9 protein-coding genes are annotated in these 21,013 nt (G+C 30.9%); 5 read left to right on the top strand and 4 right to left on the bottom strand.

The window, feature by feature from the left end:
* Positions 1 to 131 precede the first annotated feature (131 nt).
* From secA to csrA, 3 genes are all read left to right on the top strand, one after another.
* Entirely contained in the window at positions 132 to 2,828 is a 2,697-nt protein-coding gene (gene secA, locus A35E_RS01820; protein WP_014888979.1) for a preprotein translocase subunit SecA, read from the top strand.
* A gap of 2,436 nt (positions 2,829 to 5,264) precedes the next feature.
* Entirely contained in the window at positions 5,265 to 7,895 is a 2,631-nt protein-coding gene (alaS, locus tag A35E_RS01815) for an alanine--tRNA ligase (RefSeq protein ID WP_014888978.1), read from the top strand.
* A gap of 267 nt (positions 7,896 to 8,162) precedes the next feature.
* Positions 8,163 to 8,348, top strand: a complete 186-nt coding sequence (gene csrA / locus A35E_RS01810; RefSeq protein ID WP_014888977.1) for a carbon storage regulator CsrA — start codon at positions 8,163 to 8,165, stop codon at positions 8,346 to 8,348.
* A 1,756-nt stretch (positions 8,349 to 10,104) separates the two neighbouring features.
* On the opposite strand, the gene rne is transcribed toward csrA, so the two are convergent.
* From rne to ribD, 4 genes are all read right to left on the bottom strand, one after another.
* On the bottom strand, positions 10,105 to 13,329 hold the full coding sequence (gene rne, locus A35E_RS01805) for a ribonuclease E (protein ID WP_014888976.1): 3,225 nt from the start codon (positions 13,327 to 13,329) through the stop codon (positions 10,105 to 10,107).
* 2,521 nt (positions 13,330 to 15,850) lie between these two features.
* Entirely contained in the window at positions 15,851 to 16,288 is a 438-nt protein-coding gene (gene nusB, locus A35E_RS01800) for a transcription antitermination factor NusB (protein ID WP_014888975.1), read from the bottom strand.
* A gap of 13 nt (positions 16,289 to 16,301) precedes the next feature.
* Positions 16,302 to 16,772, bottom strand: coding sequence for a 6,7-dimethyl-8-ribityllumazine synthase (gene ribH / locus A35E_RS01795; protein WP_014888974.1), 471 nt, complete (start codon positions 16,770 to 16,772; stop codon positions 16,302 to 16,304).
* Between the two features lie 81 nt (positions 16,773 to 16,853).
* A complete protein-coding gene (gene ribD, locus A35E_RS01790) occupies positions 16,854 to 17,981 on the bottom strand; it encodes a bifunctional diaminohydroxyphosphoribosylaminopyrimidine deaminase/5-amino-6-(5-phosphoribosylamino)uracil reductase RibD (protein ID WP_014888973.1) in 1,128 nt (375 codons plus the stop codon).
* A gap of 533 nt (positions 17,982 to 18,514) precedes the next feature.
* Here ribD and ftnA point away from each other — a divergent pair.
* Both ftnA and A35E_RS01780 read left to right on the top strand, forming a co-directional pair.
* Positions 18,515 to 19,024: a non-heme ferritin gene (gene ftnA, locus A35E_RS01785; protein WP_014888972.1), complete on the top strand. Its 510-nt coding sequence runs from the start codon at positions 18,515 to 18,517 to the stop codon at positions 19,022 to 19,024.
* A gap of 851 nt (positions 19,025 to 19,875) precedes the next feature.
* Complete coding sequence (locus A35E_RS01780; protein WP_014888971.1) at positions 19,876 to 20,628, top strand: Nif3-like dinuclear metal center hexameric protein; 753 nt, start codon at positions 19,876 to 19,878, stop codon at positions 20,626 to 20,628.
* Positions 20,629 to 21,013: the final 385 nt, after the last annotated feature.

Genomic DNA, 21,013 nt, shown 5'->3' with positions numbered 1-21,013 from the left:
GTACTCCTTTAAGTTAACATAAGGCAATACAATATAACCTGCACTACTGAATTTAAATCTAAACAAGTGTATATTTTAATATGTCTTTTATTCCCCAAAAAAAATGGGGCCATGATGAGATATGACTAACTATGCTAGCAAAATTACTTACCAAAATTCTTGGTACCCGTAACGATCGCGTCTTGAAACGCATGCGAAAAATGGTAAACGCTATTAATCAAATAGAACCAACTCTAGAGAAATTAAACAATAAAGAACTTTCCCTTAAAACTCTTGAATTCCGTCAACGTATCTCTGAAGGAATCACCGTTGACATTCTTTTACCAGAAGCTTTTGCTGTGGTAAGAGAAGCCAGTAAACGAGTATCTGGAATGCGACATTTTGATGTACAACTGCTAGGAGGCATCGTTCTTCATGAAGGGCGTATTGCTGAGATGCGCACTGGTGAAGGAAAAACTCTAACTGCTACATTACCAGCATACCTAAATGCCTTAACTGGAGATGGTGTACACATTGTTACAGTAAATGATTATTTGGCTCAGCGAGATGCAAAAAATAACCGTTCGCTATTTGAATTTTTAGAACTAAGTGTAGGAATTAATTTACCAGGACTTGAACTAAAACATAAACGCGCTGCTTATAACGCTGATATCACATACGGGACCAACAACGAATACGGTTTTGATTATCTTCGTGATAATATGGCATTCAGTCCGGAAGAACGAGTTCAACGCACGCTTCATTATGCGCTTGTTGATGAAGTGGACTCCATCCTCATAGATGAAGCACGCACACCACTGATCATCTCTGGTTCGACTGAAGATCGTTCAGATATGTATCGACGAATCAATAAACTAATTCCCTATCTAGTTCCTCAAGAAAAAGAAGATTCTGATAGTTTTCAAGGACAAGGACATTTCTCAATAGATGAGAAATCTCATCAAGTACATTTAACAGAAAGAGGTTTAGTGTTACTTGAAAAACTTCTAGTACAATCTGGTATTATGCAAGATGGAAAATCACTCTATGCACCAAATAATATTATGCTGATGCAGCATGTAACCACCGCCTTGCAAGCTCATGTTTTATTTTCTCGCAATGTAGATTACATTATTAAAAATGATGAAGCCATTATTGTTGATGAACATACGGGTCGTACTATGCCTGGACGCCGCTGGTCTGACGGACTTCATCAAGCGGTTGAGGCTAAAGAAAATATCACGATACAAAATGAAAACCAAACACTTGCCTCAATTACTTTCCAAAACTACTTTCGCCTCTATAAAAAGCTTTCTGGGATGACAGGTACCGCCGAAACAGAAGCCTGTGAATTCAAATCTATTTATAATCTTGACACCGTTGTAGTACCAACAAACCGCCCTATGAAGCGTAAAGATTTTTCTGATTTAGTTTATATGACAGAAAAAGAAAAAATTAACGCTATCATCACAGATATTAAAAATTGCACAGAGCGCGGTCAACCAGTCTTGGTTGGAACTATTTCTATTGAAAAGTCAGAACTGCTTTCTAAAAAGCTAGAACAAGACCGAATTGTTCATAAAGTGCTAAATGCAAAATTTCATGCCATGGAAGCCGACATTATCGCTCAAGCAGGAAAAGCTGGAGCTGTCACTATTGCTACTAATATGGCTGGCCGTGGTACGGATATCGTACTTGGTGGCAGTTGGCAAGCGGAAGTTTTAGCTCTTAAGTCTGCAGACAAGAAAAAAATCGCTCTTATACAACGTGCATGGCAACAGCGCCATGAAGCGGTATTAAATACCGGTGGATTGCACATTATTGGGACCGAACGCCATGAATCACGGCGAATAGATAATCAGCTCCGAGGCCGAGCCGGTCGCCAAGGTGATCCAGGTTCTTCTCGTTTTTATCTTTCAATGGAAGATTCTTTAATGCGTATCTTTGCATCTGATCGCGTCTCTCGCATGATGTGTAAACTCGGAATGAAGCAAGGCGAAGCTATTGAACACCCCTGGGTTACTAAAGCAATTGCTAATGCTCAACGTAAAGTAGAAAGTCGAAATTTTGATATTCGCAAGCAATTACTCGAATATGATGATGTAGCTAATGATCACCGTCGCGTAATTTATGCCCAACGAAATGAACTACTAGAAGTTGCGGATATTAGAAAAACAATCAATAGTATGCGAGATAGTGTATTAAAAACTATCCTCAATCGCTATATTCCACCAAATTCTCTAAAAGAGAGATGGGACATCATAGGTCTAGAAAGATGCCTTAAAGAAGATTTAAATTTAAATATTCCCGTCTCTCAATGGTTGCATGATACACCAAATATTAATGAAAAAGCTTTACATGATCAAGTTTTAAAAGAAATTTCAATAACACATCAGCGCACCGAAGAAATTGTTGGTATCGAGACCATGCGCACTTTCGAAAAAAACGTCATGCTACAAACTTTAGATTTTCTTTGGAAAGAACATCTAGCAGGAATGGATTATCTTCGTCAAGGAATCCATCTTCGGGGATATGCGCAAAAAGATCCAAAACAAGAGTATAAACGCGAATCTTTTAATATGTTTTCTTCCATGTTAGAGTCGTTGAAATATGAAGTTATTTTCACAATTAGCAAAATCCAAATATCTATGCCAGAAGAATTAGAAAAAATGAACCAACAAAAAGAAAAAGATCTAATTAAACAACATCAATTAAACCATAATCCTGTATTTAAAAAAATATTTCACAAAAATGTAATTGTTAATCAAGAAAATCGAAAGGTTGGAAGGAACGATTTATGTCCATGTAATTCTGGAAGAAAGTTTAAGCATTGCCACGGTAAACTATAAAAAATTATGTAGTAGTTTTTATTATTTAAAGAGAGTATTTCTTTCGTTAGGGAGCCCTACTCTCTACTTAAATAAAAATAAAATACGGAAAAATATTATTAGAGGTAATGCTTAAGGCATTAACATGATTATAGTCAGATGTGGTTAAGAGAAACCTTAATCTCTTATCACTATTATGAATAAAAAAATATTTAGTCTCAATTTTGAGATTCTCCTATATTTTTGTTTATAATGAACTTTTTCATAAAAAACATAAGTGTTTAATTTCTATAGCCTTGTCTTTCTATAAAACTCAATAAAAGTAGCAGTTTTTTTATCGCCTATAAGAAGCAATTGAGGATTAATAATATTTATTAACGAAAAACTTTAGTCATGAATTTCTTAAATGTATTCGTGAAAAATATGAAAGAACTAAATATAGTTTAGTGTTTAATTTATAAAATTATAACTACTATCACATAGTACTAGTAGTATGTGTTTGCATCTTTTATCGCTGTTTTTGTTAATTGTCTTCTACTCTATTTTTATATTATTAGTCGTATTGAAATTGATTTTTTTTTTAGAAAAATTATAAAAATTGTTTAGGGATACATTATTTAACTAATTGTGTCTTGTATTTCTTATTTAAATAAAATATAATTCTTAGAATTCACTTTCTACTGGAGAAAAAAATAAAGAGATTTTTCCTCTACTCGCTATTAGCATATCAAAAAAAAGTAAAACGAAGCTAATCAATATTTCTCTATCAAATATTTAAAAAACTTTTACATGTCTAGTATAGTTAGAATGCTTAATTTTCTAAAATTACCTATACTAAATCAAAAAAATAAGATTTACATATCTAATGTAGATTAGTTGTATTCTTTATGGAAAATATAAATTATATACCAATCTTTTGGTAAAAAAATATCTTATTTTCTTGTTATTAAAGATTTTTTTAAGATTAAAGAACTATTTCTTATTAAAAATGAATTTAAAAAGCTTCAAAAAGATTAAATCTATGGTAATAGATAAAGACATCAACAGTAAAAAGAAGTTGATCTACGAAATCTTATTTGTCGTAAGATAATGTCGAGCTAAAGATGATCTAATTTTAACGCTCTATTACTCTTATCAAGATAACTTATATTAAAACTAAGTTATTTTCTATTAATTGAATATTATCAAACAATTTAAACGATTTTATTTACTTAACTAGTTTTTTAAATAGAAAAATTAAAACATAAAAAAATCATAATGTTTATTACAATTTAATTAATATTAAAACACTTTAAATACTTTTTAACATAAAGCTGTGATTCTATTTTTATATGCATTTCTTATTACAAAGAAAGCATGTTATGTGATAAATATCATAATTATATTAAATACTTTAAGTCTTACTATCTAATAATACCTTTATTCCGTTATTAGACTAACATTATAGGTTTAGAGATATATGCTCATGTAAAATATAAAACCTAAGGATAAATATATTGTAAGTACTAAACTCTAAGACAATATATAATGTTTTTTTGATATTATCATACTAGCTCTTTTACTTTCTTTGTAAGTATCTAGCGCACTTCAGAAAAATTAATCTAAATAAAATTAAATCTATTACGCTTTATAAAAATATAATTTATAATTTTTATTATAAAATCTTTAACTTAACTTGCAATCAACGATATCATAAGTGAGGGTTTTAAGCTAAAATATAACTACATCTTATAATAACTTTAGTTTCTCTTCATACTAAACAGTTCTTATCCAACTTCCACCTACTAAAAAATTAATTAAGAAAACCTTCTACTATATTAAGTCTTCCACAGAAGATGTCTACTTATGTTAAGATATCAGTAGAGTTATATCTCTACATTAAGAAAAGAGTATTATTGTAATGATTAGAAAATTTCTTTTCTATAAAGGAAAAATTTAGTGGCTTCATTTTGACAAATCACTAAATATCTATTTTACTTAAAGACTTTTGTTATAAATAAACCTTATTTATTATTATGATCTTTTTTTTGCCATACTTATATAATCAATACCATTGAAATCTTATTTATATCTTAATCAAAGAAAATATATAGAGATTACAGTAAAGAGTGAACATGCTTAATAAAGTTGACGTTATTATACACAATATACCACATTAAGATCTAAATATGGTCAATCTTGTAAATTAGAGATTCAAAAGTTAATTTTTAACTAAAATTAATCATGATCTAAAAGATCATATTATTTAATATGTCTAACATCACCAATTCGTAAGCAAGTTATCTTTTTAATGAATTCATTTTATATATAAATTCATAAAATAGATAGCCTAAAGAATTTTAATTTACAGTAAAGAAGATCTTTATATTCTCTTTAAGGATTTCTCGTTCACTAAACATATTATAATAAGTCTCTTGTTTAAAAATATTCAACATTTTTAATAATTCCAGGATACCTATGGGCAAAAATATTTCTGAGATTCGTCATGCATTTCTAGATTTTTTTCACCGAAAAGGACATGAAGTAATCTCAAGTAGTTCACTTATACCTACTAACGATCCATCATTACTATTTACTAATGCTGGAATGAATCAATTTAAAGATGTCTTTTTGGGGTTAGAAAAACGCCCCTATCAGCGAGCTACCACATCACAATTCTGTATACGTACGGGAGGAAAACATAATGATTTAGAGCATGTTGGGTATACAGAGCGACATCATACTTTTTTTGAGATGTTAGGTAACTTTAGCTTCGGCAACTATTTCAAAAAAGAGGCTATACGATTTGCCTGGGAACTGCTAACTGAAAAAAAATGGTTTAATCTACCTAAAGAAAATCTTTTAGTTACAGTTTATGCTAATGATCATGAAGCTTATAATATTTGGAGAGACGAAATAGGGATGTCTTCAGATCGTATTATCCGAATTGGCGACAATAAAGATATACCTTACCTCTCCGATAATTTTTGGCAAATGGGAACGACTGGCCCTTGCGGTCCTTGTTCAGAAATATTCTATGATCACGGCGAACATTTTTTTGGTAATCTCCCTGGTAGCACAGAAGAAGAAGGCAATCGTTATATCGAGATATGGAATTTAGTATTTATGCAGTTTAACAGAGAGATTGATGGTACCCTATCCCCACTACCACAACCCTCCGTTGATACCGGAATGGGGTTAGAACGTATTTCTGCTGTATTGCAAAAGGTCAATTCAATTTATGATACCGACCTTTTTAAAACTTTGATTTCTTCTTCGGCAAAAATCATAGGTACTAGCAATCTTAAAAGTAGATCACTTCGGGTTATTGCTGATCATATACGAACATGCGCTTTTCTGATTAGCGAAGGCATTCTTCCATCTAATGAAGAAAGAGGATATGTCCTTCGTCGTATTATTCGTCGTGGCGTACGTCATGGAAATATGATAGGCGCTAAAACTCCTTTTTTTTACAAGTTAGTCAAGCCACTAATCAATGTAATGGGTATTAGTGCAAGCCAAATAGATGTAGAAAAAGAAACAATAGAAAAAGTACTTTATGTTGAAGAAGAACAGTTCTATCGTACACTAGAACGCGGTCTGATTCTCTTGAATGACGAGCTGAAAACAGTATCTAATAATCAGCTAGATGGAAAAACTGCTTTTCGTCTTTATGATACTTATGGTTTTCCCATAGACTTAACTACTGATATCTGTCGAGAACGAAATATGCGTGTTGATCTCGAAGGATTTAACCGCGCCATGGCTGATCAACGTAAACAAGCGCGTCTGTCTCATGCTTTTATTGCTAACAACAATCATATTCCATATATTTATAATGCTACCTGTTTTTTCGGTTACGAACAACTTGAAGGTGAGGGAAAAATAATCTCTCTGTTTTATAAAAACAAGCCTGTAGATATTATCTGTTGTGGAGAACATGCGATGATCGTACTAGATAAAACACCCTTTTATGCTGAATCAGGGGGACAGGTAGGAGATCATGGTACATTAAAAACACTTTCCGCTCAATTCGAGGTAACAAATACGAAAAAACAGGGAAATGTTGTTTACCATATAGGAAAACTTAATTACGGAAAACTAAAAGTAGGTTCATACGTAACTACAGAAGTTAATAGCAAACGCCGAAAATACATCTCCCTGAATCACTCCGCTACTCACTTATTACATTCGGCATTACGGAAGATGCTAGGTAACCATATAAAACAAAAAGGATTTCAAGTAAATGAACACTATCTTCGTTTTGACTTCTCCTATCATCAATCTATAACAGTTGAACAAATTTATCAACTAGAAGAGATTGTAAATGAGCAAATCCGTCGTAATTTATTTATACAAACCGAAATCATGCCATTAGAAGATGCTCGGAATAAAGGAGCTATCGCGCTATTTGGAGAAAAATACGATACAAAAGTAAGAGTGTTAATCATGGAGGATTTTTCTATCGAATTATGCGGCGGAACTCATGCACGTCATACTGGAAACATTGGCCTATTTCGAATCATTTCTGAATCATGCAGTGCTGCTCATGTTCGCCGCATTGAGGCTATTACTGGTGCAACGGCTTTAAAAGCCCTACATAACCAAAACAATCTAGTACGTCAAATAAGCCAATTAGTAAAAAGCGATACCAAAACACTAATAAATAAAGTAAAGATAATACAAGAACGTCATAAACAGTTAGAAAAAAAAATTCAAAAATTACAAGATCAACAAGCAGATCAGTTAATAACCTCACTTTCTTATAAAGCACGAAACATCAAAGGCGCTAACGTTTTAATTACCCAACTAGAACGTTTAGATTCAAACATCATCCGAAGAATGGTAGAAAAGCTAAAAAACCGATTAAAATCAGCGATTATTGTTTTTGCTATAGTAATAGAAGGGGATATTAACTTGATAGCCGGAGTAACTGAAAATTTAAATGTTCGTATTAAAGCAGATGATATCATCACTTATCTTACACTACAAGTGGGAGGAAAAGGGGGTGGTCGTCCCGGTTTCGCACAAGCAGGCGGTGGTAACAATGTCTCTGCCTTACCAAAGGCTCTAAAAAATTTAAATACAATGCTATATGATAAAATTTAAATAATAACATACGAATATTTTAAAATAAAGTATTCTATATTTTTAGAAATACAGGGTATTTTTAATATATCAACTATATAAAAATAATATTTAGATCTAATTCTCACTAACATCTATTACAATGATACCAATAAAAGTTAACGTTGATCCCTACTCAAGACAGAATGTATCTAGTAAATATTAAGCCGATTACAATTCTAAGCGATATGACAAATAATGGTGAAAAACTGAGATATCTGACTCTTTTACTCTTGCAAGGAAACAAGAATGCTTATTCTGACTCGTCGAGTTGGTGAAACCCTCATAATTGGCGATGAGGTTACGGTTACTGTGTTAGGCGTGAAAGGTAACCAAGTTCGTATCGGTGTAAATGCGCCTAAAATAATTTCTGTACATCGTGAAGAAATATACGATCGTATCCAGGCGGAGAAATTACAAGACACTCCTTACTGATCTTTTTTTCTTCTGCGCCTTCTTACTCTTTAGGAGGCGTATCCAATTACATTATCCTATACCTATACCCACACCTCCTAACGTTAATATCTTTCTTTGGATTAAATTGTATAGGTTTCAAGCCTACTATAATGGTTTTAATAAAAACTAAATCATACTTATTAGCTTATCCGGTAGGATAATTAACCTTATCTAATAATACTTTGTTAAAAACTTTGAGTGAAACATATAAAAGTTATTATTTACTAATATAAATAGATAATTAATCTGGTCTTAAAAAAGTTGCTATGATGAAATCTATTTCATTTTGATTTTTTTTATAAAAGAAATATTATATTTAATAATTTTATTATAAATGTTCTGTCACTTATTTGATAAACCATTTAGAACTGAAGCAATTTTTACGTTATTGTATTGATAATAATTAATTTAAACTATCTATCGTTCAATAAAATTATTTGTTACGATTTTTGTGAATTTCCACCAAGATCTAATATAGGGTATAATATATAATTATGTATACTGCTCAAAACAATATAAAATGTTTTCCCTATTTATAGAAATAAAATACATGCCTTATGTACTTAGTCATATTGATTGGATCATCAGAATCCTAAACTTCATTTCATAGTAGTATTATTTTATATTTAATTAAATATTTTTATAAATCCAATCATATACAATAAATTAAATTTTAATTTGAGTTGTACTAAAAAAATAAAAAATATTTTTTAATGTATTCTACTATAGAAGATGTATTCTATTTTTACAGATATTATCTAATGTTGTTATGACATAACAATATATCTTAATCTCTATTGATTATTTTTAATAATCTCAAATCATGTTTTTATATACATAAATATTCAATGCAAATTACAATAAATATTGTACGTTAATTTATAACATTGACAAGTTAATTTCTTATCAAATTTTCTTAAGAAGATTGCTTTTATCCTGAAAAATAAATGTACTTTAGTAAATAAAATATCATTTGAAAAAATGTTCATCATACTTTGATAAAATCAACTACATTTAACTCATACATCATATAACTATGCTATGTTATTTTATCTATCAATAGATCTCTATAAACATATCTTTAATAAAATGTGGTTATTTAAGATATACTTTATTAGTAAAAACGCTTTAAAGTTTTATTTTTTAAAGTCGTTGTAACTCGCTTTAATGAATCTATTTGATTATGTATAGAAAAATCTAAAAGTAAATATATTTAATATTTTTTTCTAAAAGAGTTTTTTAAAATTTTACTATTAATATAGTCCAATCTATTTGCATATTTTTTTATAGAAAAATTAAATAATCTTTAATCAATGTGACATTTATATATATTTAGAGAAATACCATAATTCTCACAAACTTTCTTTTATTCGAATTTATTACCTCTTCTTATTTATCTACAAAGTAAAGAGAAATCATCATTAAAAACATGGTAATAACAGTAATCATCGAAATTTTTAAATATCTTTAAATAATCTAAACATTTCGATAAAAGATATCAATTATAAAAAACGCTAAATAATTTAAAAACATCTATTTAATTTAAAGTTTATATTAATTCAAATTTAGAGCTGTTTGAAAGATGATACACAATTAAATAATATTGTCTCTACAATCAAAAAACTCAAAATTTATATAAGATTTCATCCGATTAAAGAATAAAATGTTGTTAATTTCAAGATATAAAAATATAAAAAAAGACCCGCTAAAAGCGGGTTTAAAAGTTCATAGGCTTTTAAAAAGAATCTGCTATATTAGGACGACTTACAGGTGCTATAGCCTGATGGTCTGCAGCATGACCACCTGCAGCAGGTCGGTCTATACAACGATCATATACAGGTCGCTGTCTCTCACTACACGGTAGAGGTGAAAAGATATATGGTGGCATAGGTACTTTTGTTATTGGTGCACTAGCATAATTCTTATCACTCATACTAGAAAATTTAGATTTCTCCTGCAACATCTCTATTTTTTTTAGTAATGGAAAACTATTAATTTGAAGAATGGTATCAGAAGTAGCAAAGATCTCATAAAATTTGATAGATTCTTGTGTTAAATTCTCAAGATTTAAAGTAACAATACTGTTATTTACATTTAGATATCGTTTTTCTAGTTTTAAATCATCTGACAAAATTATCCCTAGAACACGAAGGGGAAGAGCAAACGTTTCTTTTAAAGGAGCGCAAGAAACTATTTTTTTATTGAAGTTTTGTTCATTGAGCTCAATTGTCGGTCTTTTTAAGATTGAAGAATATAGCATATTTAATTGTTTCTCTTCAATATGAAATACCTCATTACTATGAATGTGTTTGTTCATTTCAGTAATTACATTTTCTTTAGGATGCTCAATACGTATGAGAGGATATCTAGCCCAAACTTTACCATAAGCTAATTCTAACGAAACCACTGCATTTGTTAGTAGTGTCGGTGATGATAAACAAAGAGGATAACGTTCATCGCGATAACGACGACGACGTTGACCACTTACTCGAAGATGACGAGGTGAACGTCGTGATCGACGAGGTAATCCCCCGCCTATCTCATAAAGAGAATCTGAGGAAACAGACGAACTCTTGATAGTATCGGGCGGATTGTCTTCTTCTCTTTTTGGTAAATACTTACCATGATTAATATCATTCTGATTTTCTACTGCAGCATTAAAGGTGGTCATTGCAGCTTCTGAGTCAGGAAAATGAAGGATAGTCCTATTTTTATTCTGTTTTTTTCGATTCAATATTCTACGATAACGTCGAGGGAAAATCCGTATTCGATTTTCTTCGTTAAAAATATTTTTGTAATGTACATCAATTTCAGAAATAATTGTTTTTTTTATTTCTAAGGATTCAACTTTAGATTTTGTCCTTTGTGGGTCTCTTCGAGAATGATCTTTATACTCTTTAATATGTATTTGGTTGTCTTCTTCTGGCGATATTTCTTTAAAAATTGTACTTGATACACCTATTTCGTTATGGATCGTCATAGATTGTGGTTTCGAAAGGCAAGAAGTATTGTAAGATTGATTATTGTTGTCCTTTTTCATGGAAGAAGAAAATGAAGTGTTGAAATTATTTTTAATACTCTGAGCTTGATCTTTTAAATAAACAGACTCTTGATAAAATTGGGCTATTTTCTTTTTTACCATATCACCCGGTGATATAGAACCATCTGATTTTTTCAGATTCGATATTACTTTATCAAAAATAAATTTAATTCTTCTGATTGGCATAGAAAGTAAAAAACATATTTTTTTAGTCAAAAGAGTGGCCCTTAGACTAAGAAACATTGTTATAATCGTTCTAGTTTTTGAGCAATGAGAGAAAATAGATAATTTTTTGGTAACTAGGTTCGACGATGACGTCGTAAACCCCTCTAATGCTGGTTGTTCTCGACATTTTTTCTCGGAAATAGACTCCTCTGATAATTGAGCTATTTCTGCTTCATGAAGCTGCGGTAAAAGATAGCTGAGAGTTGAAACTTCTTCACCTTTACGTAACCGTGATACCGTATAATGCGGAGTCTGCATTTGAACGTTTGGTACGATAATTGCTTTAACACCACCTTGACGTTTTTCAATAGCATTTACAGCTATACGTTTTTCATTTAGTAAGTAAGAAGCAATAGGTACTGGAACGATAGCATGTACTTCGTAAGTGTTTTCTTTTAAAGCCTCCTCTTCAATAAGCCGTAATATAGATAAAGAAAGAGATTCGTTATCACGAATAGTACCTGCCCCACTACAACGAGAACAAATTTGATGACTAGACTCACCTAATGATGGACTCAAGCGTTGACGAGATAACTCCAGTAAGCCAAACCGGGAAATACGTCCAATTTGAATTCTAGCTCGATCTTTACGAACCGATTCTCGCAAACAGTTTTCCACTTCTCTCTGATGACGTATCGCCATCATATCAATAAAGTCAATAACAATCAAACCTCCTAAATCACGCAATCGAAGCTGTCGTGCAATTTCATCTGCCGCTTCAAGATTTGTATTAACAGCAGTTTCTTCAATGTCTCCTCCGCGCGTTGATCGTGCAGAGTTGATATCTATAGCGGTTAAGGCCTCTGTAGTGTCTATGACTATAGAGCCCCCTGAGGGGAGTCGTACTTCACGTTGAAATGCAGATTCAATTTGTGATTCAATCTGATAATGGCTAAAAAGAGGTATCTCTCCACCATAAAACTTAATTTTATTGACAAAATCAGGTCGACCTAGCGAAGAAATATGTTTTTTAGCTAGATCCAACACTTTTGGGTCATCAATGAGAATTTCTCCAATATCAGGACGCAAATAATCCCGGAAGGCACGAACAATAACATCACTTTCTTGATGAATTAAAAAGGGAGCAGACCGTTCTTCAGCAGCTTTTTTAATTGCTTTCCAGTGTTTGAGGCGAAACGCAAGATCCCACTGCAAATCATCAACTGACTTGCCGACCCCAGCAGTACGTACAATCAACCCCATACCAGTAGGAAGTGTAAGAGAAGATAAAGCTTTTTTGAGCTCATTACGGTCATCACCTTCGATACGACGCGATATTCCTCCAGCACGAGGATTATTAGGCATTAGAACTAAATAACTACCAGCCAAACTCAGAAAGGTAGTTAATGCTGCACCTTTATTTCCCCGCTCTTCTTTGTCAACCTGAACGATGACTTCCTGCCCTTCATGCAAAACATCTTTTAGGTTAGGCCTGCTATAATAGGTAAGATATTGAGCAGGAAAATATTCCCGAGAAATTTCTTTAAGAGCAAGAAAACCATGACGATCTGCCCCATAATCTACAAATACTGCTTCTAAACTAGGTTCAATACGAGTGATTTTTCCTTTATAAATATTGGATTTTTTTTGTTCGTATCTAGGCCTTTCAATATCTAGATCGTATAATCGCTGACCATCTACCAGCGCGACGCGTAACTCTTCCTGTTGAGTTGCGTTAATTAACATTCTTTTCATCGTAACATACTCATTTTTATGCATTGGCATCAGAGGCGAAACTAAAAGAGCATGGCAAGGTAATTAGTTACTTTTTTTGTTAGAACCAAGAAAAATCAATAATAGTAACCTTATATAATAATTAAAAATTATATGCTGTCGTTAGGTTTCTACCCAACATAATAAATAGTACTTATAAGGAAACATAACCTCTGATGAATATTTTAAAAACAGGTTCCTTTTTTTCTGTTTGAGTGGCAGTCTTCAGGACACTTACTGTTTTATTGGCCGTTAAATCTAGCGCTATTACCGGTAAAAGAGGAATATAAAATCTTTCGATTAGTTTTTTTAACTATAAATAAGGTAGAAAACAAATGTAGCATTTTTTAATAATGAGGACGGATAACAAGACGACTTTAAATATCGATGAATATCGATAAAAAAAATAAACCAGATAGCTAGCTTGAATATTAATTATTAAATATGAGTAATTTTTTAGTTCTTTTTATCAACACTACAAGCATAAATTTAGTTCTTTACATATCATTATTAATATAGATTTAACTTTTTTTAAAATAAAACTTTAAGGATACCTATTGTAGATAACAAATATCTTTAAATAAATAAGCTTTTATAAACATTATTGCTCCCAACAATTTTAAAAAAACATCATCACGATTATAATGTTAATTTAAATAATATTGCGTTTTTATAGTTGAAGAAGAAGAAGAAAAACGAATTGATCTATTTTGTATTAACGCATTATAAGAGTGCCGGATATAATTAAGTGTTATTTTCTAAAACTTTTTTATTTTTAATTAGTCTTAATTTATAGAAGTAAAGCATCTAATTTTAAATCCTCCAACTAAAAAAATGAGGCATTAAAAAATAAATCTTATACGTTATGTTACTCATGACATGCAACTTATATTGACTCTCTCTTTCGAGACACCTGTGAAATTAGTGTTTTTGTAGTGTTTTACTCAACTAAACTTTTTTCGCTATATCAAAAAGAAACACGTTCTTATAACAATGCTTTACTAGTATCAAATTAATTTAAATTGTATTGTGTATTTCTCAACTGAATAAGTTTTTCAAAATATTTTTTTTATAAAATCTCCCATTGTTATTAAAAATTAAAGATAAAAATACCTTCTAAATCTAACAAAATGTAAATATGAAGTTCATTACTTAAAAACTTACAATATTTTTTATGTTTAAAAAAAAAGTTTAAATAATATTATATAAATATTCTTTTCTAAATTCTTTTAAAACTTATAATTTAGCAAACCATGTTATAAAAAAATCATTTAATCTCTATTTTTTTAACTAAACTAAATTTATAATTTTAAATTTTTCATAAATTGTAAAGATTAAAATAATACTGATCTAATGATCAAATCGTTATCTAAAATATTAGACAGAAAATAAGTTTTTATTAATAGTTATTTATATTGTTATGTTAAAACTCTTATCGTTATAAATAGATACTATGGTAAAGTTATTTTATTATAATCCAGATCAGATTATATCTAAGAATAGTTGTTGAAAATATCCATACTGTTACTAAACAATCAGTTTATCGAATCAACTTCGGGATTTTTTTAAGAAAATGGTCCGAGAAATCAAAAGTAACACCGCATGCCTCAACAACATACTTAACGACTTTTCTAGGAAAAAATAGTTCTTCTTAAATCAGATTTCTAGTCACATATTTAATGTTTAAAATTTATTTTTTTTAACTGTAAAATTACGTTATTTGATTTTTACCTCATTTATTTATTTCAAATAAATCCAACTTCTTTTATTTATAAAACTGATTGGTATACTAATAAAAAAAACAATTCGGATCTATATGAACATCTTAATGTTAATCTGGTGTATTTTCTCTTAGATATAATAAAATTAAGAATTTGTCGTCGAAGGAAAAAAATAAAAAACTACAAAAATAACGGCTCTATATAATTATAGAATTGAGCGTACAATCTGAATAGATAAATATTGTATAATCCATAATATTATCTATACCGACTGATCTCTTAGAGAGAGACCCAACTAAAAAAACCTTATCTAATTTAACAAATTAAACTTACTAAAAATGCAGAAATCATACGCTTTATAAATCTATTAATTTTTATAAAATTATAGTATAAAATAATCTAATAATTTAATAGGTAAATCCTCTCTAAATTAATACCTTCTAACAAATAACGGTGATCAAGATTGATAAAAAAATAAAATATGTAAAATCACTCAGCATAAATATTTTAGTTAATTATATTCTAGTTAAAAACTATTAACATGTTTAATTTTTACGTTTTTTCTTGCAATTTAAAACAACTAATACAAAAAAAATAATAACGAAATGATTTTATGCAATTAAATTAAAAGAAATTTAAAAACTTATCAATTCTTCGAAACTGATAGTTTTTTATAACAAAAATGACCAAGCTTTAGAGCTTAAATTACTTAATTAAAATGATAGAATTTCGTATACTAAAATAAATTTTTAACAAATTCAAAATTAATATGTTGTGAAAAATTAATTTTTCTTACAGGAAGATTTTTTATTTATACGAATCTTAGGCACTATTTTATCTAAAACACCGTTAATGAATTTATAACTATCTACTGCACCAAAAGTTTTTGCTAACTCAACAGCTTCATTAATCGCTACTTTATAAGGAACATCATAACGCTTACTTAGCTCAAAAAGTGCAATACGTAACACAGCACGCTCAACGTACCCAAGTTCTGTTAGTCGACGCGAAAGGTAAGGTTCCATTAGTTTATCTAATTCCCCAGCATTCTTTGCTGTACCTTCATGTAACTCATAAAAATAAGAAATATCTATATCTGACGTATCTAATTCCTCTAAAAACTGCACTGCAATATCAGTAATATCATTATGTGATATTTGCCATGAGTAAAGAGTTTGCACAGCGCATTCACGAGCTCTTCGACGAGCGGCAGGTTTCACAAAGTTGCCCCTTTTATCTTTTAATTTCTAGAAGAATATTAATCATTTCGAGAACGCTCAATGCGGTTTCTGCTCCCTTGTTTCCTGCTTTAATTCCAGCACGATCAATAGCTTGTTCAATGCTTTCGGTAGTTAACACTCCAAAACCTACCGGTAATGCACAACGTGATGCAACAGAAGAAAGACCAGCACTACAATCTCCTGCAACTAAGTCGAAATGAGCGGTCCCACCACGGATCACTGTACCTAGCGCCACAATACCGTCGTATTTTTTACTGTCCGCTAACACATTAACTATTAATGGTAATTCATATGCTCCTGGGACCCATATCACTGTAATATTTTCGTCTTTAACTTGACCAATACGCTTTAAAACATCAACAGCACCGTTAAGTAAGCTATCATTTACAAAATGATTAAAACGGGCAATTGCAATTGCAACACGCGCATCAGGAGCAGAAACAACACCTGCAATAATGTTCATAGTTCTCCGTTGATAGAATAGAATATAGTTAAACTATTTTAAATTACATCTTAACATAATTTTTCATACTGCTAAAAACAATTAAGAATTTTTTATTGGTTTCAAGCAGAATCGAATATCGGGTCCTAACTGTTTCATGTCTAGAATCGTAAAAGCTGGTGCCTCACTAAGATCTATAGGCTTAGAAAGGAAAAAGAGTGGACGCGCGTTAGAACCTAGCAATTTAGGTGCCTGATAGAGTATCAACTCATCTATCAACTCCAAACTTAACAAGGCACCGGCAAGACTGGGACCAGCTTCTACCCATAAACTGTTAATCTGATAGTGACCTAAATAAGTCATCAGTGAAATTAAATCAAGAGACTGAATATGTGTTCCATGAAAAGTTGGAAATAAAAGCTGTTTTACCGAAGATGACCATGTTAAATCATCTGGAACAATACGTGCTAGCCATGTCAAACCCTCTTCTTTAATAACGCGACAGAATGGTTTCACTCGGTTCGCTGTATCAATAATCACTCGCAAAGGTTGACGCAATCGTTTTTCAGGATAAAGAAATTTAACACTTTTAGGTAATGAAGCCCAACGTACAGTCAAAGCGGGATTGTCTGCCAAAACTGTAGCAGCGGTTGAAAGAATAGCATCGCTTTCAGCACGCCAGCATTGAACATCTTGCCGAGACTCTAAAGAAGTAATCCATTGGCTTGCCCCGGATTCCATGGCAGTCCGACCATCAATAGATGCTGCCAGCTTAAGTCTGATCCATGGAAAACCAGTGCGCATACGTTTAAGAAATCCAGGATTCAAAGCCTCTGCTTCCGATTGCATGAGACCATATCGTACTTTTACCCCCGCCTCTTGTAATCGACGAAAACCAGAGCCGGCGACTTGAGGGTTTGGATCAGGTATCGTAGATATAACTTCTTTCACTCCAGCATTTATTAAAGCATGGGTGCAAGATGGAGTACGGCCTTGGTGGTTACAAGGTTCAAGGGTAACATAAGCAGTGGCACCACGCGAATCATCTTTGGCCTGACGCAAAGCATGCACTTCAGCATGCTCAGTACCAGCGCACTGATGGTAACCTTCACCAACAATGTATCCATTGCGGACAATAACGCAACCAACATTAGGATTTGGAGATGTAGTAAAACGTCCCTTGCGAGCAAGTAAAAAAGCACGCGTAAGATAGAACTCATCGTGATTCACGGTATATAGTCCTCCTTAGTCGAGTTTATCTAAAATGAATATAGCTATATTATAGCTAAGCTAGTTTAAAAAAACTCAAGGATATCTTGATATCGTATCTAAAATCACAATACAATAACAAAAATAAGATATAAGTAACTTTTTTGAAAGTGGTAACTGTAATAAAAAATTACTTATTAATCTGCTCTCTACTTAAATAAGGAGCTTTAATTACCTCAAATGTTTTATCATACAAAAAAAACACTCCCATATTCATGCTAAAAAAGTCCTTTAAAATAAACTAATCATTTATTTGTTACTACTAAAAAATTTTTATTACCTTTCCCAAGTAGTATGGACAAGATTTTTTATCAAAAAACAATAAATAAAATTCTTTCATTAAGCTATCATTAAATTGTAAAAATTAATCCTTTAATACAGACTTTCTCTATACATCAAATAATCTGTTTTCTTCTTGCATTCAGTAATTTGTTTTTTTAACCTAGTTATTATAAAAAGTTTATTATACAAATGTTACATGAGGACACTAATTAATGTTAAAAGAAGAAATGGCTAAAAAACTTAATGAACAATTAAATCTTGAATTATTTTCTGCAAACCTATATCTGCAAATGAGCGCTTGGTGCAATGATAAAGGGTTAGAAGGTGCTAACTATTTTTTTAAAATGCAGTCCAATGAGGAAATGGATCATATGCGCCGCTTATTCGATTATCTTGGCGATAGCGGTATTATGCCAACACTAACAGCTCTTGACGCTCCCCTTGTTAATTTTTCTTCTCTATCTAAACTGATTAAGAGTGCCTACGAACATGAACAAATGATTACAATAAAAATTAACAATTTAGTTCATGTAGCTTTGACATTACAAGACTATTCTACTTTTCACTTCTTGCAATGGTATATTGCTGAACAACACGAAGAAGAGAAAATGTTTAAATCTGTCATTGATAAACTAGCTCTAGTAAACAATAATTCTAGTGGACTGATGTTCATAGATCAAGACATGAAGAAAATGAGCATGAATAACAACACAACAATTTAGTTTTTAAATAATTAAAAAAAATAAAGGGTTTTTTTACTTATTAGTAACTAACCCTTCTACAATTAAACTTGATTAAACGAATTCTGATAACGTCTCAAAACGTTTTTTTTAAAATCTCGCCTGTTATGCATATTGTTATTGTTGACTACGAAAATTTAATTCTATGTAAATGTCAATTTATTCATAAAATTCTTCATAACTTCAGATCAACGTTCTAAGTTTTATAAGAGTAAAGTTACAGCATGCATTAAAATTTTATTTTTACCACATTGGTATTAAATATTTTTTATGATCTTTGCTAATACATACAGAGATGTGTCTATTGACGTCTAGAGCGCAATTTTTATCACTTTTACTTTTAAAGTGATCTATACATTCACGAAAAAAATAACTATAAAAATAGTCACAAATAACATTTGTGAACACAAAAAAAAAAGCGATTTTATATAGTATTGTTTATATTAATAAAATTATTATGAGATAATATTTTATCTTTTTTAATTTATATATAAAGGTGGTCGTGCTTTTTCTTAGACTAAGGGTCTTAATATTAATTTAAACTATCAATTAAGAATCTCTAATATATAACTTCTTCTAATTTTTTAAAAATAAAATAATTTATAAAAATTATTTTATTTTCATCTTTATTGAATTATCACCCAATGTAAAACAACTCTTACAAAAAAATATAGAATATGATTAAGCATATAGATTTTCATTAGGGTTAAGAAATAATCTTAATTTATCTCTAAAAAAAAAGAAACTGAGCAACCATAGATCACATGTTGACTATTTCTATAAATTCATTTATTATCTATCTCAATAAGATTGAGTAGTAAACTAACTCTACAATGCATAATAAAACACTAGAAAAAGTTATTAACGAAAAACTCAGAAGCAATAGTTTGGAAGATTATGCTCCTAACGGCTTACAAGTAGAAGGGCGTGAAGAAATACATCGTATTGTCACTGGTGTCACTGCATGTCAAGCACTACTAGAAAGTGCTATTACATATTGTGCTGATGCAGTTATTGTACATCATGGTTTTTTTTGGAAAAACGAATCGCAGATTATTAGCGGAATGAAACGTCAACGGTTGAAAATGCTCCTAGCTAACGATATAAACTTATACGCTTGGCATATCCCGCTAGATATCCACATGGAAATAGGCAATAACGCGCAGCTTGCAAAAGACCTGAACATTAAGGTGAAAAAAAAACTAAACTCTCCTTTTGTATTTTTCGGAACACTCGAACAACCTATTAGTGGGAACAATCTACGAGTACTTCTTGAAAAGCGATTAGGGCGTCATGTGTTGCATTCCTGGAACAACAAGTCACCAAAAAAAATCTCAGAAGTAGCCTGGTGTACCGGTGCGGGTCAAAATCTTATTGAGTTAGCAGTATTAGCAGGTGGTATTGATGCATTTATTACCGGAGAAGTTTCTGAAAAAACAATTCATGTAGCCCGAGAAGAATGTCTGCATTTTTATGCCGCAGGACACCACGCTACCGAACGTGGAGGAGTTCGTGCATTAGGTAACTGGTTGCGGGATGAACATGGATTAGATACAAATTTTATCGACATTCCTAATCCGGCTTAATGCGATGTTTATAACCATCGTTATTTCGTTAAAAATTGAATAGATAAATTAGGTGTTTAATAATTTTTATCTAAGTTTCATAAATTAAGTATGAGTTAATATCACAACATTAAGATTATTTAAAATGCGCCAGAATTTGTTTTTACTTTATATCATTGTATGATATATGTGTCTAATTTGTCGATCTGCATTTTTATTATATAATGCATATGTTAATTACTCTTTATTTTTAGATGTGTTTAGGTTTTTTCTAAATCAATTTTACACATCTTAACTAGTTGTGACCCTAAACACCCAGACCTATAATAAATATATATTATTAGACCATAATAATAGTTAAAAACCTGACTAAAATTTAAATAAATTATTTTAATCCCAATCTAAA

The organism is secondary endosymbiont of Heteropsylla cubana (assembly GCF_000287355.1).
Classification (GTDB): domain Bacteria; phylum Pseudomonadota; class Gammaproteobacteria; order Enterobacterales; family Enterobacteriaceae.
This window is presented reverse-complemented; position numbering and strand designations above follow the sequence as displayed.

Coding starts and splice junctions, on each gene's coding strand:
- secA (WP_014888979.1), top strand. CDS start 132: ATGCTAGCAAAATTACTTACCAAAATTCTTGGTACCCGTAACGATCGC.
- alaS (WP_014888978.1), top strand. CDS start 5,265: ATGGGCAAAAATATTTCTGAGATTCGTCATGCATTTCTAGATTTTTTT.
- csrA (WP_014888977.1), top strand. CDS start 8,163: ATGCTTATTCTGACTCGTCGAGTTGGTGAAACCCTCATAATTGGCGAT.
- rne (WP_014888976.1), bottom strand. CDS start 13,329: ATGAAAAGAATGTTAATTAACGCAACTCAACAGGAAGAGTTACGCGTC.
- ribH (WP_014888974.1), bottom strand. CDS start 16,772: ATGAACATTATTGCAGGTGTTGTTTCTGCTCCTGATGCGCGTGTTGCA.
- ftnA (WP_014888972.1), top strand. CDS start 18,515: ATGTTAAAAGAAGAAATGGCTAAAAAACTTAATGAACAATTAAATCTT.
- A35E_RS01780 (WP_014888971.1), top strand. CDS start 19,876: ATGCATAATAAAACACTAGAAAAAGTTATTAACGAAAAACTCAGAAGC.